Below are 15,792 nucleotides of genomic sequence, written 5' to 3' on the forward strand. Positions count from 1 at the left end.
CTGGCTCTGCACCGACGACGCTCAGCTGAGCGGTTGGTCGGGCGAAGATGCGACTTCGAGATGGGGACCCGGCGACGTAGATAATCATCAACAGTGCGTAGGTCACTCCTTGGGGTGACAGTCTTGATGATCTGGTGATGGTGCTGGCGGGACGGGGTATCGGGATGTCGATATCAGCTTCTCTGGTTGGTGACGTCGATGTTCACACCGCTGATGACTGCTCTTGCCGCGCCACCTGACGATCTGTTCACGGTTTGGTGGGACCGTTCAGCGGGCCAGCCTCGTGTCCGTGGTCGGCGCGCTGGCCGGGCGGCCGGTGGGGTGCGGTTCGCGTTCTACGGGCGGATCTCCACCGACGGCTATCAGGATCCGGTGTCGTCACGCCAGTGGCAGTTCGACATCGCGGAGCTCCTGACCAGCAGCCACGGGCGCATCGCCGCCGAGTTCTTCGACGTCGGCTACTCCCGCAGCCTTCCCTGGCATCAGCGGCCCGGCACTGCGGAGCTGCTCGCCGAGGTGGCGCGACCGGATCGACGGTTCGATGCCGTGGTGATCGGTGAGTACGAGCGGGCGTTCGCCGGCCGGCAAGCCCTGCAGATCATCCCGTCTCTGCGCGCACACGGCGTCACGGTGTGGCTGCCGGAATTCGATGGGCCGGTCGATCTGGACGACCCGTCCCATCGTGCGCTGTTTATGCTGCTCGGGCACCAGTCCGAACGCGAGGTGCTACGGGCCCGCCGGCGGACCATCCGTGCAATGTGCACCCAGGCCCGCGAACAGGGCCGTCACCTCGGCGGCCGGCCACCTTACGGCTACCGGCTCGTAGACGCAGGTCCGCATCCGAACCGGATCCACGCCCGGTGGGGGCGGCGGCTGCATCGCCTGGACCCGGATCCAGTAACAGCCCCGCACGTGCGGTGGATCTTCGCCCGCAGGCTGGCCGGCGACAGTGCCGCGGGTATCGCTCGGGCACTCAATGAGCGGAACGTGCCGTCACCGGCCGCTCATGATCCCGCACGGAACAGGCACCGGATCGGCACGGCGTGGACGTTACGGACCCTGGCAGAGATCCTCGCCAACCCGCGCTACACCGGCCGGCAGGTGTGGAACCGGCAGCGTACCGACCACAACGAGACGGTCGCTGGTGACAAGCGCACCAGTCTCGGCCCGACTCGGGCCTGGAACCCGCGCAGCGAATGGGTGATCTCGCAGCAGCCGGCGCAGCCGGCCCTGGTCGACGAGGCCGACTTCCTCGCGGTTCAACAGGTCACCGCAGTCCCGGCCCCGAAGGAGCGGGCCGTCCGCAGGTATCTGCTGACCGGGTTACTGGTCTGCGCGGTTTGCGGACGGCGCCTGGAAGCCCACTGGGTCCACGGCCGGGCCGGTTACCGTTGCCGCCACGGCCGCGCCAGCGTCCGACCCGGCGACCATCGCGTGCGGAACGTGTACTGGGCCGAACGGCGGATCATCGACGCCATGCTCTACCGCCTGGGCTACTCCGGCGAGCTGCCAGTCCTGGCCGGCGCCGACGACCTACTCGCCCATCTTCGGGCCCAGGGCCAGGTCATCGTCTGCGGCCTGGACACCCTCAGCCTCGAACCGATCGACCTGGAAAGAACAGTAACCCCCACCACAGCCATCCCTCGATGGGATGACTCTGGTGGGGGTTAACGTGTTCGAGACTTGAACCCCCACGATGATACTGCCGCTAACCTGGGAAAACGCTATCTGTCCGGGTATGGGACCGTCAACTGTGGAGCTTTGTGTAGTCCTCTGTGGCCGCAGCAATCATGTGGTGTTCCCGGCGGGAACACCGATGATCTTGGTTCACCGTTGGCGGCCCGGCACCGCAGGAGTTCGGTTAGCGACACGAGAGCACGTCGCTTTGTCCCATGCCGTGCCGCTGGCCGTGCTCTCCAAGACGATGCGGCACAAGAACGTGACCACCACGATCAACCTCTACGGCCACCTCACCCGCGAAGCCGCCGACGACGGTGTGAGCCACCTGCGCGGCCTCTGACGCCGCCGACGCCCAGGCAGCCTGACCGCCGTTGCAAGATTCGTGCACGGCTGCGACAGCCACGCGACAACATGGCTCCGAAACGATCGCAGGGGATATGCCTTCATCGGCATATCCCCTGGTCAGATTAGTCGGGCTGACAGGATTTGAACCTGCGACCCCTTGTTACCGGCCGCGACGGCACACGGCTTGCCAGTGGTCGTCGCGGTTTGGCGTTGACCTGCACAAACGCCGTCACAGCGTGATCATCGTTTGCCGTCCGTTGTCAACGCTTCGAACGGGTTATCGAGGGGTAAACGGGGGCAGTCGAACCGGCCCATGCGGATACCGCCGTCACGGCGCGGTTGGGCGACAGGTTGACGCCCAACCGGGGCAATCGAGCGCCGCGCCGTCACGGTGCTTGGGCGGATGAACTCCTCATTCCGCCGCGGGTGTCACACTCAGTGAAACCGGGCCACCGCGGCTCGGGTCGCCTCAGCGTCATGTTGCGCCTGTTGTCGAAGCGCTGACACGTTGTTGGCAGTGAGGTCGGGAAAGCGACGCAGCTCCCGCCGGACCCCCTCCTCGAAGCCGAGCTCCCGATCGTAGTTGTCATCTTCGCCGAGGTCCTAGTCGAAACCGGCCATCATATGCAGCGCACATTTACTGGGTGTAGCCCTGTTTGCGAATGTGGCGCAGCCCGTTGATTTCGGCGTGCCGGGAGAAGAGCCGGGACGCCCAGCCGCCGGGCGGCTCGGGTCACCGCGGTCTCCCGGCCGTTGAGGTAGCCCATGGTGCCCAGGTCGGCGCTGCTGGGTCGTCGGTTCAGGAGCTCAGGAGCCGCTTCCGTTCCGATGCGACGACCTCGCGGGCCAGCTGCGCCTCGGACAGGTCGACCGCGTCCGGCGCCGCGTCGGCGATGTCGCTGCCTCGGGCGAAGTCCTCGAACAGTTTTCGCTTCGCCTCCAGCAGTTCGACGATGCGTTGGTCGACACTCTCCTCGGACAGCAGCCGGTGCACCTGCACCGAACGCACCTGACCCATCCGGTGCGCTCGCGCGATTGCCTGCGCCTCGATGGTCGGCTTGAGCTGTGGCTCGCAGAAGATGACCACCGATGCGGCCTGGACGTTGAGCCCGACACCGCCGGCCACGATCTGCGCTACGAGAGTGGCTCCGTGCTGTGCCGCTGAGAACTGGTCCACCATTTGCTGTCGCTCGTCGGAGCTGACCGAGCCGGTGAGCGGCCCGAAGACCGGTCCCGGCAGGGCCGCCGTCACCAGATCGAGAATGCTTCGGAAGTAGGAGAAGACAATGACCTTCCGCTCGTTTTCCTCCGCCTCGCGGACGAGCTCGACAAGCCGCCGCAACTTCTCGGATTTCGCGCCCTGGCGCATCGCCGCCTGACGCATCTCCATGAAGTTTCCGCTGTCGACCGCCGCCCGATAGACCGTAGCGTCCTCTTTCGACAGAGACAGCCACTCGTCGACCTCCACCAGCCCCGGCAGCTCGGACAGCACGTCCTCCTGGTTGCGCCGCAGGTACGCCGGTGCGATCTGGCGGCGGAACGCCTTCGCCGACAGTGCGTCGCCGTCGCTGTCGACCGTCAGGTCGGGCCGCACGTAGGAGGCGAGGCTACGGAACTCCGACACCTTGTTCTCCAGCGGTGTGCCGGTAAGCAGCACTGCGCGGGCGGCGCGCTCGACGATAGCGGCGGTGCGCACGGAACGCTGTGCGTTCGGGTTCTTGATGTAGTGCGCCTCGTCGACGACGACACAGGCGAGGTTGGGACCGGGCTGCCACGCGGCCAGCGTCTCGAACGTGGTGACCGCGACACCGCCGTCGCGTTCCCAGACGCTGGCCGCGTGGTCCCGGTCGGCACCGTACACCCGGTGGGCGCTGAGGGTCGACTTGCTCGTCACCTCGCGCACCCAGTTCGTCACGACGGCCGCGGGGCACACCACGACGAAGCGGTTCTCGCCCCGGCTGCGCAGGTGTGCCAGCACGGCGATCGCCTCGAACGTCTTGCCGAGGCCCATCTCGTCACCGATGATTACTTTGCGTTGCACGAGGGCGAAACGCACCGCGAAGCTCTGATAGCCGCGCAGCGATGCCTTCAGATGTTCGCCGTTGAGCGGCTGGTCGCGCACCGCCTTGACGATGTCGTCGGGAAGATTGCCGTGCGTGGCCTCCTCGTCGCCGGTGAGGAAGCCGAGTTCGGAGAGCATCGCGAAGTAGTCGGCCGGCCGGGCCAGGAAGTCTTCCCACGGGTCGCGGGTCCGGTGGCCCGACGGCTTGGTGCGACGCAACTGTTCGGCCCGGTGCCGCACAACGTTGATGCTCTCCCACAGCTCGCTCACCGGCAGCTCCCGCAGCGGAACCACCAGCAGATGCGATGTGGAGGAGGTGAGCCCCGCCACGATCGGCGCCAGTTCGGCCGCGCGTTCGAGGTCGGCGGCGGCGCCCCTGGTGCGGCGGCGGGCGTCCCATTCGGCGAGGCAGCGCAGCAGTTCGGTCTCCTCGGCGCTGCGCCGGATGACGTCGATGCGGACCGGCGTCTCCTCGAAGGTCGTGTGCCGCAACGTCTGCGCCGCGCCGAGAATGTGTCGCGCCGACACCTCGCCGACGCCCGGCATCGTCGACAGCGTGGCGGCGTTGGCCAGGACCTGCTGGACGGTGTGGATGCCGGCCGGGGCGAGGCCGCCGAGCCGGAGCCGGTCACGGGTCGCTGTCTTCAGCGCATCGGTCGACATCTCCCGCAGCACGCGCATCGTGTCGACCCGCCGCACGGTGATCGCGGCGTCCCTGGCCGCGGCGCGGTACTCCGCCTCGGCCTGCACGATCCTGTCGATGGCGGCCAGCGCCTTGGACAGGCCATCGAGCGCGGACCGTTGAATCACCTCGGGGCTGTGGGCCGGATCCTCGGGAACGACACCGAGCATGGGATCGACCAGCGCCTCGACGCCGATGTCGTCGTCGAGGGTGTGCTCGCTCAGCTCCTTGAGCCGCTGCGGCCAACCCGTTTCCGCGAACACGTCATGCTGACGGCGCAGGAACGCGGCCGACGCCTCGGCCCGCCGGCGCCTCCCCGGCCCGGCGAGATAGCGCCGCAGGCCCACGGCGGCGTTCACGTCGGCCCGCGCACGGGGCACCTCGACCGCCAGCAGCCGGATCAGAGCCTGATCGCCGCGGGTGAGCGTCGGCAGGACGGCGCGTTCGCGCAGGGGCCGCACGACGGAGCTGTGCTTGCGCTCCAGCGGCACCACCCGCCAAGCGTTGCGTCGTGCGTGCTGAACGAGGACGGCGCGTGACTCCAGGAGGCGTTCGGCGGCCTCCGCAGCCTCCCGCACGACGGCATACCGGCGCTGAACGGCCGCGGCCTGCCGGCTCCACTGGGTGAAGTCGGCCATCAAGGCACGCAGCTCGGTCCGGTCCATAACGCCAGTCTGCCTGGGCACATCAATGGGCGTTGCCCCCTGGGGGCTTGCCCCCGGATCTTGGACACGGGGTTATGCGGCTGGGGTCAGCGTAGCCGCTGCGGTTCGAGTGTTCTCGTAGGCGATCGGGGATTGCTGTCCGGCTCGTCACCATGCGTGATGAGTCCACCAAAAGCGAGCCAGAGCCCGTCGTTGTCAGCGGATCGGCCATGCCCTTGTCAGTGGTGGTTGCCGTCCTGAGATAGGTTCCCCGCCATGACGCAGGTGCCGGAGCAACAGGACACACAGGGCGGCCGGGTGGTGCTGTGGGCGCAGTGGGGGCTGCTGACCGCCTACCTGGTCGGCAGTTTCGGCACCCTGCTCGCCGCCGTGGTGCAAGCCGGCGATCTCGGGGCCCTGCTGGATCCGAGGCTGGAACGGCTCGACGACCCGAAGGTCGCCCTCCCGGACTCGGTGTGGAACCCGCTGTCCTGGGTGTTCGGCATCTGCCGGCTGGTGGCCATGCTGGTCTTCCCGGTCGCGCTCGTGGGGCTGATATCCGGGGTGGCGGCCGTAGCGCATGCCCAGCGCGTCGGCGACCGCAAGGTGCTCCTCGGCAGCCTCGCCGCCATCGCGGCCTGGGTCGTGCTGCTGGCCGTCACCCTGAGCCCGTACGGCCGGCAGCTGCACAACTGGTTGCTCGACTGACCGGCGGCACGGTGTGCCAACAGGACAGTGCGCCAAACAGGACAGTGCCGGTTTGACGGTGCGAACACCCTCGATGTCAGTGTCGCCGGCCTCGCCAACCGGGGAGGCACGAGTGGGTTCTCCAGTTCGGGCTCTTCGCCTTACCGGGTGGTTCTTGGGATCCCGGGAGCGTCGTGGGGGTGAACGCCGCCGAGGTCGTTGCAGACCGCCCCGGGTCGGGCCTGCTATCGAAATAGCAGTGGCTCGTCTCCTCTTCGGTGAGGTGATCGGCGATGCCTGCACACGCCTCCACTCCATCCACTCCCCCACCGAATTCGTTCGACGCCTGGCTGTCCGCGTCCCCAGCGCCGCGGGCCCGAGGCCGGTCAGTACGCCCAGGTGCGGGCGGTGTCAGGTTCGCCTTCTACGGACGGATCTCGACCAGCGAGTATCAGGATCCGGTGTCGTCACGGGCGTGGCAGATCGAATCAGCGCAGCGGGTGACCGCGGGCCGGGGCCGGATCGTGACAGAGTTCTTCGACACCGGCGCGTCGCGAAGCATGCCGTGGCGCAAACGCCGGCAGGCGGCAGCCCTGCTCGCCGCGGCAGCGGAGCCGGACCGCGGGTTTGATGCGGTGGTGGTGGGCGAGTTCGAACGGGCGTTCGCCGGTGGTGAGGCCCGCCGGATCATCGACACGTTGCAGGGCTACGGCGTGCAGGTGTGGCTCCCCGAGACCGACGGCCCGGTCGATCTCACCGACCCGGATCACCGGGCGCTGTTGATGATGCTGGGTCACCAGTCGCAGCGGGAGGTACTACGGGCCCGGTTCCGGGTCCGGGCGGCGATGGCGGCCCAGGTCCGCGAGCAGGGACGCCATCAGGGCGGCCGCCCACCCTACGGCTACCAACTCGTCGACGCCGGCCCGCACCTGAACAAGATGCACGCGAGCTGGGGCCGGCGCCGGCATCGCCTCGAGGTGGATCCGGTGACCGCACCACACGTGCGGTGGATCTTCGCCCGCCGCCTGGACGGCATGAGTGCGGCCGGGATCGCCCGCGGCCTCAATGAGCGGCGGGTTCCGTCGCCGGGTGTCTACGACCGGGTCCGCAACCCGCACCGGCCGCGGGCCGTGTGGACCCTACAGACGGTCGCGGCGATCCTCGCGAACCCCCGATACACCGGAAGGCAGGTGTGGAACCGGCAGTTCACCGACCACCGCGAGGCGGTACCCGGAGACAAACGCAGCAGCCTCGGCCCGGTACGGATCTGGAACCCCCGCGACGAGTGGGTGATCTGCCCCGACCAGACCCACCCCGCGCTGGTCAGCGACCAGGACTTCACCACGGCGCAGGAGATCACCGCCCGCGCGACACCCGAAGACGGACAGGCACGCAGGTACGCGCTGACCGGCCTGCTGGTCTGCGGGACCTGCGGCAGACGGCTGGCCGGACACTGGGTGAACGGCCGTCCCGGCTACCGCTGCCGCCACGGACACACCAGCGCCCACCCCGCATCCGAGGACGCACCGCGCTGGGTGTACTGGGCCGAGGCACGCCTCGTGGAAGACCTGACCGCCACCCACGAAGCTCTCGCGGAGCTGGATGACGCCGACGACTTGGCGGCGTATCTGACGACGCGGGACATGGTGGTCGTCTGCGGTCGCGGCACTCTCACGATCGAGGACACGGCCGGCATACAGGTGGACGCACCCGTCGCCGCGGCCGACCACGGCGCCGCTCAGACCGCAGCCGCTGTGCCGGCGCCCGCGGAGCCGGCGATCAGCGAGGCCGAGACCCCGACACCGGTCGCGCGGCGGCCGCTCCGGCGCCCCGCGACGCGCAGGAGCCGAATGGCCAAGCGGCGCCACGCAGCAGAAAACCCCACCAGATCTCCCAAGAAACGTGAGTGATCTGTATGGGGTTTAACGTGTCCGAGTCCGAGTCCGAGAGCAGCGCTGCGGGCCTGCCGAACGCCGCCTGGCCCGTGGCCGCTTCGCCTGCGACTGTTGTCTCCTGGGTGCCGATCGAAGGGTGCGACAGTCCAGCTCGGTGCGGCCACTCTTCGACCGAACGCATCGGGGTTCGACGGGGCCCCCGCCATCATCGCCGCCGCCCCGGCCGCGATCACGCTGCGGTAGGTGCTGCGCCGGGCGCCGGCGCGGTCGCGGCGCAGATCAGCGCCACGCACACCGTGTCCGCCGCTGCGGGCCGAAGGGCAGCTCCGGGTGAGAACGGATGTATCCGAGCGCCACCACTACCTCGTCGGTCGTGCGCGACCTCGGGGAGGACGGCGCGACGCGTGGTGCGACGCCAACACCGACCCGCGGGTGCGGCCGAGGTTTCCAATGGCCGGTCGGGCCCACACCTTTGGGTGTATGTCCGGGTCGTCGCCGCAGGTTCACCGTACGGAATGGCCCGCGGGAGCGCTCCGCCCGGCATTGTGGACGAAACCGGCCACGGAATCGGAGCAGGTAAGCGCATTGACACACACGCCGGTCGCAGACCCGCCCGCGCCGTCCGCCGGAGGTCTCCGGTGGAGCAGCCGACCGCGCCCTGGGCCGTAATCGGGTGGCCGAGGTGGGCCGGGGTCGGGTGTCGCAGGCCTGGCCACCCGCTTGGGATCCGTCACGTCGTCGGATTTGGACCCGCTTGGCCTGGATCGCTGGGGAGGGTGCGGCGGGCGCCGAGGGCAGCGCCGAGCACCCCGAGCGTGAGGCCGAACACCGGAAAGACGCCGAGACAGAAGACCAAAGCATAGGGCAGGTTGACGCCGACCGGGGCCACCAGTTCGCCATCGAGGGTCTTGCCATCGATGGCGTGACGACGCAGCGCCTCGGGCAGCATGAGGGCGTAGGTGAGCGGCATCGTGGCGGTCACGGTCCAGACGGCGGCCTGCAGGCCCGAGCGGAACGACCTGCCGGCACGCCCCGCCGTGAACGCCGGGACGACGAAGGCGGCGAAGGGTGTAGACACGAGCACGGCCGCGAGCACCAGCAGGAGCGGGAGCGATGGCTCCGTCGCCGTTTCGAGGCGGTGTAACAGCAGAGACCAGGCCGTGAACACGACAGCGGCCGCGGCGCCGAGGTGTGGGGCAAGCCGTTGGGTGCCCAGCCACCGTGGGGGTGCCACGGCGATCCATAGGCAGCCAGCGAGCACGGCGGCGAGATACACCGCCGCCGTTGGCGGCAGGTGTTGCGCCGCGGCCGGCTCTCGGCGCAGGAAAATTACGGTTGCGGCGATCGATGCGGCCACGCCACCGATCACCAGGACGGTCGGCACGGGTACGGGCAGCCGCAGCCGACGCGAGCGGGCCACGACCAGGATCACCATCGCACCGACAAGCGCGGTAAAGGTCACCGCGAACACCGTCAGGCCCGGTACCGCCGTGCCGACTACAGGCCCGACGGCCGCGGCTGAGGCCACGACCACCCCGGTCATCAACGCGAGCATCGGCCACCCGCCCGCCGGTGGCAGCCACAGCGTGGCTCGGCCACAGCTGAGCGCGAACCGCCACCGCGCCGACCGGCCTCGGATCTCGGCCAGTTCGCCGAGCATTGCGCTGCCCCACTCGCGTCGACGTTCGGGAAGCGCCGCAACCGCGGCGGCGAGCAACTGACTTGGTGGGTCCATTGCGGATCGGCGAGACACGGCCCCGGACCGCCAGTGGCGCAGCACGAGCCGTGCGGCGAGTTCGGCGGCCGAGCTGATCTGCAGGAGTGCCACCCACAGCAGCGGCGGAACGACCAGTCGCGTCACGGCAGTCACGGGCTCAGGCGGCTGATCGGAAGTCGCGACGGCGCTGGCGTAGACCACGACCCACGCCACCGTGACGACCCAGGTCGTGACGGTGGCTAGCCTGCGTCGGGTCCGGCTCATGCGCCCTGCCACCCCTCTGTCAGACCAGTGCGTCGGGTAGCCGTCGCGGCCCCAGCCGTAGTGGTGGCGAGTTCGGTGGCCAGCGCTCGCCCCGAACCGGTCAGCCGGTACAGGTGGCGGGGTGGCCGACCGGGCGGAACGTCGGTGTCCCAGGCGGTCTCGAGCAGGCCCCGATCGGCCAACCGCACCAGGATCGGGTACAGCGAGCCGGGCTTGATGTCCAGCTGCTGACATAGCTGGTAGCCGTAGCGCCAGGCGGTCGGCTTCTCGGCCAGTGCCAGGAGCACCGCCGTGGTCTGGACGGACGGACGCCGGGACCGGGTCATCGCCTAACTCTATATATTTAGAGTTAGGCAGTCAACGGTAGACCTGCTCCACAATGAGGCGCTGCGACAGCGGCTCCCACGCCTGCACACACCAGCCGGAACCCGAGGATCCGACGCCGCCGGAACGCCCTGGCCGCGGAGCCATCCACGGTGACAGGGCCGAGGCTCGCCCAGCCCGGCCACGGTCGCCGCGGGTCTGCGGAAAGGGGAACCCGAGGCGGCCCGCCCGACCCAACGACGCGCCGAGTTCCTACCCCCGTGCGGCGCAGGTTGGACGCAGAGACGTGGCGCAGCACGAGCACATCAACCTCGTATCAGCTCCTTGGTTGGTGATGCCGATGTTCACACCCCTGGCTACGGCCGTTGCGGCACCTGACGCTCTGTTCACGCCCTGGCTGAACTCATCGCCGGACGACCGCCGCCGTGGTCGGCGTCTGTGCAACGTGACCGTGAGGTGCGGTTTGCGTTCTACGGGCGGATCTCCACCGACGGCTACCAGGATCCGGCGTCGTCACGGCAGTGGCAGTTCGACCTCGAAGCCCGCCCGATCGAGGGCCAGGGCCGCATCGCTGTCGAGTTCTTCGACACCGGATACTCCCGCAACCTGTCCTGGCACGAGCGGCCCGGAGCTGCGGAGTTGCTCGCCGAAGCGGCACAGTCGGATCGCCGCTTCGACGCCGTGGTGATCGGCGAATACGAGCGGGCGTTCACCGGTCGACAAGCCCTGCAGATCATCCCGTACCTGCGCGCGTGCACGGCGTGGCGGTGTGGCTGCCGGAATTCGATGGGCCTGTCGACCTAGACGACCCGGCCCACCGCGCGTTGCTCATGTTGCTCGGGCACCAGTCCGCACGCGAAGTGCTGCGGGCGCGACGGCGGACCACCAACGCGATGCGTGCTCAGGCCCGGGAACAGGGCCGCCACCTCGGTGGCCGGCCTCCCTACGGTTATCGCCTATGAACGCCGGCCCGCACCCAAACCGGATCCGCGCCCGGTGGGGGCGGCGCCTGCACCGCCTGGACCCCGACCCGGTCACGGCCCCACACGTGCGGTGGATCTTCGCCCGCAGGCTCGCCGGAGCCAGCACCGCGGGCATCGCCCGGGGCCCTCAACGAACGCAACATCCCGTCCCCCGGCAGCCCACGATCCCGAGCGCAACAGGCATCGCGCCGGCACGGCCTGGACAGTGCGCACGGTCTCGGAGATCCTCGCCAACCCGCGCTACACCGGCTGACAGGTGTGGAACCGGCAGCGCACCGACCACCACGAGACGATCCCCGGCGACAAGCGCACCAGCCAAGGACCTACTCGCGCCTGGAACCCGCGCAGCGAATGGGTGATCTCCCAGCAGCCGGCGCATCCCGCCCTGGTCAGCGAGGCCGACTTCCTGGCCGCACAGCAGGTCACCGCGATCCCTGCCCCCACCGGTGAGGCCGTCCGCACCTACCGGCTGACCGGGCTGATGATCTGCGCGGTCAGTGGTCGGCGTCTGGAAAGCTCACTGGGTTCACGGCCGGGCCGGCTACCGCTGCCGGTACGGCCGTACCAGCGCCCGACTACACGACCACCACGGGCGGAACGTGTACTGGTCCGAACGGCGAATCATCGACGCCATGCTCTACCGCTTGAGCTACTCCGGCGAGCTGCCAATCCTGGCCGGCACGGACGACCTGATCGCCCATCTCCGAGCCCGGGGCGCGGTCATCGCCTGCGGCCTGGACACACTCAGCCTGGAACCGATCGACCTGGAGAAACAGGTAACCCCCACCACAGCCGTCCCTCGATGGGATGACTCTGGTGGGGGTTAACGTGTCCGAGGGGGGACTTGAACCCCCACGCCCGATAAAGGGCACTAGCACCTCAAGCTAGCGCGTCTGCCATTCCGCCACCCGGACTTGCCTTGCTCAGCCTAACCGAGCCGACCTGCGGTTTACACCGACAATCGGCTGCCCGGCGGGCCGCACAGGAGAGAACTCTACACGGCCCGCCACCGGACCCGAACCCGGGCCACCCCGTCGCGCCGGGGGGAGGAATCGGTCCATCGGATCGGTGGGCGACTCCGGCCGGATGTAGCGGCCGGCGGGTACGCGATGTCGCGTGGCAGGCGTAGTCGCGGGAGATCTTGCGGCGAGCCCGGCGCCGGCGGTTGCGGCGCGTCCGGTCGGCGCAGCGCGCCGGCGGGTGGGGGCTCCGGCCGAACCGGCGGAGTCGCTGGGGGTGGGCCTGAGACCAGCGGTTCGCACGCCGTACCGGCGGCACCCGCGACGCGGGGACGTTCTGGGCCGGGTGGAGCTTTTGTCGAAGGGAAGGTCGCCCGTCGCTCTTGGTCTCACCTTGACGTCCCGATTCCCCCGTAACGCTCCGCGTAACCGGGCGAGGGCGACCTTATCCCTGCAACGAGATCAATGGTCGTCGACGGACCTTGTGCGAAGCATGGGACAATGATGTTGTTCCTTGTTGTTATCTTGAATCCCCTGGTGGGACCCATCTGGGCGAAGGGTGTGCTGAGGTCAGTTGGCGGCGGAGTTCGGGGTTCTCGGCGCGGTGGAGGCCCGGATCGACGGCCGGTCGATCGTTCTCGGACATGCTCGGCAGCGGTGCGTTCTCGGTGTTCTCCTGGTCGAGGCCGGTCGGCCGGTCACGGTCGACCAGCTGATCGACCGGGTGTGGGGGCAGGACGCCCCGCAGCGGGCCGCCGGTGCGCTCTACAGCTACCTGTCCCGGTTGCGGGGGGCCGTCGCCGGCGCCGAGGCGGCGATCGAGCGTCAGCCCAGCGGGTACGTCCTGACCGTCGACCCGCAGACGGTGGATCTCCATCGCTTCCGTCGGCTGATCACGGCGGCGCGGGCGTCGGAGTCGGACCAAGCGGCCACGGATCTGATAACTGAGGCGCTGGCCTTGTGGCGTGGCGAGCCGTTCGCCGGCCTGGACACTCCGTGGCTGGACTCGACGCGGCGGCTGTTGCTCAACGAGCGGTTCGCCGCCGAGCTGGACCGTAACGACGTGTTGCTCCGGCTGGGACGGCATGGCGAGCTGTTGCCCGCCCTGTCCGCCGCGGCCGCCGAGTATCCGCTGGATGAGCGGCTGGCCGAGCAGTCGATGCTCGCCCTCTACCGGTGCGGTCGGCAGGCCGACGCCGACGAGCAGTACCGGCGGATCCGCCGGGGGCTCGCCGACGAACTCGGCAGCGATCCTGGCACCGCGCTGCGCCGGCTGCACGAGCGGATCCTCGCCGCCGACCCCACCCTGGACGTCCCGGTGGGTGACGCCCGTGGCCCGGGTGTCCAGCTTGCCGCTCCCACGACGGTGCCGGCGCAACTGCCGGCGGACGTGCGCGCCTTCACCGGGCGTACCGGGGAGCTCGCCGCGCTCGACCGGTTGCTCGCGCCGCCCGACGGCGACGAGCCGCCGCTGACCGTCGCTCTTCTCTCCGGTACGGCCGGAGTGGGCAAGTCCGCCCTGGCCGTCCGGTGGGCGCACCGCGTCCGGGAGGCTTTTCCCGACGGGCAGCTGTACGTGAACCTGCGCGGCTACGACGCCGAGCAGCCGGTGGCGGTCGCCGACGTGCTTGCCTCGTTCCTGACCGCGCTCGGCGTGCGGGGGCCGGAGATTCCGCCGGGGGTCGAGGAGCGTGCCGGCCGCTACCGGTCGGAGCTGACCGGGCGGCGGATGCTCGTGCTGCTCGACAACGCCTCCTCGGTGGAGCAGGTACGGCCGCTGCTGCCGGGCACCGGTTCCTGCCTGGTGCTGATCACCAGCCGGGACTCGTTGCCGGGGATGGTGGCGGTACACGGCGCCGAGCGGGTCAGTCTGGATCTGCTTCCGCCGGCGGACGCGGTGGGGCTGCTGCGGCGGCTGATCGGCGTGCGGGTGGACCACGAGCCGTCGGTCGCGGCGGACCTGGCCGCGGCGTGTGCCCGGCTGCCGCTGGCGCTGCGGATCGCCGCCGAGCTGGCGGCGGCGCGTGCCGATGTCTCGCTGGCCGAGCTCGTCGCCGAGCTGGGCGATCACCGGCTGCGGCTGGACCTGCTCGACGCGGGTGGCGATCCGCGTGCGGCGGTCCGGGTCGTCTTCTCCTGGTCGTACCAACATCTGCCGGCCGACGCGGCGCGGGCGTTCCGGCTGCTCGGGCTGCATCCGGGCGACAGCGTGCACGTCGAGGCCGTTGCGGAGCTGACCGGCACGGACGTCGGCGAGGCCCGGCGGCTGCTCGGCGTGCTGGTCCGCGCCAGCCTGATTCACGTCGGGCGCGGCGGGCGGTACGGCATGCACGATCTGCTGCGGGCGTACGCGGCGGAACTCGCGACGGCGCACGACGCCGCGCCGGACCGCAAGGCCGCGCTGACCCGGCTCTTCGATCATTATCTGGCCGGTTCCGTCGCGGCGATGGACGCGCTCTACCCGGAGCACGCCGCGGCCGCGGGTGATCCGGACACGGCCCGGAACTGGATCGAGGCCGAACGGCCCAACCTGGCCGCCGCCTGCACGTACGGCGCCGCACACGGCTGGTATCGGCACGCTATCGACCTGGCGGGAACCCTGTTCCGTTATCTCGACGCCGGCGGGCCGGTCGCCGAGGCGGTCACCGTCACCGCGTCCGCCGTTTCGGCGGCGCGGGCCGTCGGGGACCGGGCGGCGCAGGCCCGGGCACTGTCCGATCTGGGCCGGTTGCACCGGCGGCAGGGTCGCCTCGACGAGGCGGCCGAGACCTACCGGCAGGCCCTGGCGCTCTACGCCGACCTCGGCGAGCGCGCCGCCGAGGCGGTGGCGTTGCGCAACCTGGGCAGCGTCCACTGGCGACTCGGCGACTACCGGCGGGCCGCGGACCACTATCAGCGGGCCTGGTCACACCACCGGCAGCTGGGCGACGAGGCCGGGCAGGCCGACGCCCTGGTACGGCTCGGGCTGGTCGACGCCCGGCTCGGCGACGAGGCGCAGGCGACGGAGCGGCTCCAGGCGGCCCTGGAACTCTCCGCGCGGCTCGGCGACCGGTTCAGCGAGGCGTACGCGCTCTCCCTGCTCGCGCGGCTGTCCCGCCGGCCGGCTCAGCTCGAACGGGCCGCCTTGCAGCTCGAACAGAGCCTCGCCGCGGTGCGGCAGGCCGAGGACCGTACCGCTGAGGCGTACGTGTTGACCGATCTCGCCGCGGTCTACGCCCGCGGTGACCGGCTCGCCGACGCCGCCGGTCATCTGCGCCGGGCCCTGGTCCTGCACCGGCGGATCGGGGACCGGGCCAGCGAGGCCGAGGCGCTCAACGACCTCGGCCAGGTTCTGCGCGCCGCGGGCGACGCGGCGGAGGCCCGCACCCAGCACGACCAGGCGCTGGTCCTGGCCCGGGAGATCGGCGACCGGTACGAGCAGGCCCGCGCTCACGACGGCATCGCTGCCACAGACGGCGACGGGGCGAACCTGGAGCTCGCCCGGCGCATCTTCGCCGACCTCGCGGTGCCCGCCGCGCCGAGCCTCGGATCTCCCGCGTCCTCGTCCTAG

At 70.1% G+C, this 15,792-nt stretch carries 9 protein-coding genes and 1 tRNA gene; 6 read left to right on the top strand and 4 right to left on the bottom strand.

The annotated features are described in order from the left end of the window. Positions 1-198 precede the first annotated feature (198 nt). Positions 199-1,671 carry a recombinase family protein gene (locus BJ971_RS28255; RefSeq protein WP_184996221.1) on the top strand — a complete coding sequence of 491 codons (1,473 nt, stop codon included), beginning with the start codon at positions 199-201 and terminating at the stop codon, positions 1,669-1,671. A 214-nt stretch (positions 1,672-1,885) separates the two neighbouring features. Beyond that, positions 1,886-2,020: a hypothetical protein gene (locus tag BJ971_RS41675; protein WP_260415182.1), complete on the top strand. Its 135-nt coding sequence runs from the start codon at positions 1,886-1,888 to the stop codon at positions 2,018-2,020. 804 nt (positions 2,021-2,824) lie between these two features. Here BJ971_RS41675 and BJ971_RS28260 read toward each other — a convergent pair. Continuing rightward, a complete protein-coding gene (locus BJ971_RS28260) occupies positions 2,825-5,434 on the bottom strand; it encodes a DEAD/DEAH box helicase (RefSeq protein ID WP_184996222.1) in 2,610 nt (869 codons plus the stop codon). A 255-nt stretch (positions 5,435-5,689) separates the two neighbouring features. Here BJ971_RS28260 and BJ971_RS28265 point away from each other — a divergent pair, with 255 nt between their 5' ends. Next, entirely contained in the window at positions 5,690-6,121 is a 432-nt protein-coding gene (locus BJ971_RS28265; RefSeq protein WP_184996223.1) for a hypothetical protein, read from the top strand. Between the two features lie 272 nt (positions 6,122-6,393). Beyond that, positions 6,394-8,010 carry a recombinase family protein gene (locus tag BJ971_RS28270; RefSeq protein WP_184996224.1) on the top strand — a complete coding sequence of 539 codons (1,617 nt, stop codon included), beginning with the start codon at positions 6,394-6,396 and terminating at the stop codon, positions 8,008-8,010. A gap of 715 nt (positions 8,011-8,725) precedes the next feature. Here BJ971_RS28270 and BJ971_RS28275 read toward each other — a convergent pair. Both BJ971_RS28275 and BJ971_RS28280 read right to left on the bottom strand, forming a co-directional pair. Further along, the gene (locus BJ971_RS28275) at positions 8,726-9,976 is read right to left on the bottom strand and encodes a hypothetical protein (RefSeq protein ID WP_184996225.1); all 1,251 of its coding nucleotides are present in this window, start codon (positions 9,974-9,976) and stop codon (positions 8,726-8,728) included. After that, a complete protein-coding gene (locus tag BJ971_RS28280; protein WP_184996226.1) occupies positions 9,973-10,302 on the bottom strand; it encodes a PadR family transcriptional regulator in 330 nt (109 codons plus the stop codon). The genes BJ971_RS28275 and BJ971_RS28280 overlap by 4 nt, the downstream gene beginning before the upstream one ends. 454 nt (positions 10,303-10,756) lie before the next feature. Here BJ971_RS28280 and BJ971_RS28285 point away from each other — a divergent pair, with 454 nt between their 5' ends. Continuing rightward, positions 10,757-11,104: a hypothetical protein gene (locus BJ971_RS28285; protein ID WP_184996227.1), complete on the top strand. Its 348-nt coding sequence runs from the start codon at positions 10,757-10,759 to the stop codon at positions 11,102-11,104. A gap of 1,008 nt (positions 11,105-12,112) precedes the next feature. Here BJ971_RS28285 and BJ971_RS28290 read toward each other — a convergent pair. Continuing rightward, positions 12,113-12,197: transfer RNA gene (locus tag BJ971_RS28290), tRNA-Leu, on the bottom strand. Between the two features lie 619 nt (positions 12,198-12,816). On the opposite strand from BJ971_RS28290, the gene BJ971_RS28295 reads away from it, so the two are divergent. Then, on the top strand, positions 12,817-15,792 hold the full coding sequence (locus BJ971_RS28295) for an AfsR/SARP family transcriptional regulator (RefSeq protein ID WP_184996228.1): 2,976 nt from the start codon (positions 12,817-12,819) through the stop codon (positions 15,790-15,792).

Source organism: Amorphoplanes digitatis, assembly GCF_014205335.1.
Taxonomy (GTDB): Bacteria; Actinomycetota; Actinomycetes; order Mycobacteriales; family Micromonosporaceae; genus Actinoplanes; species Actinoplanes digitatus.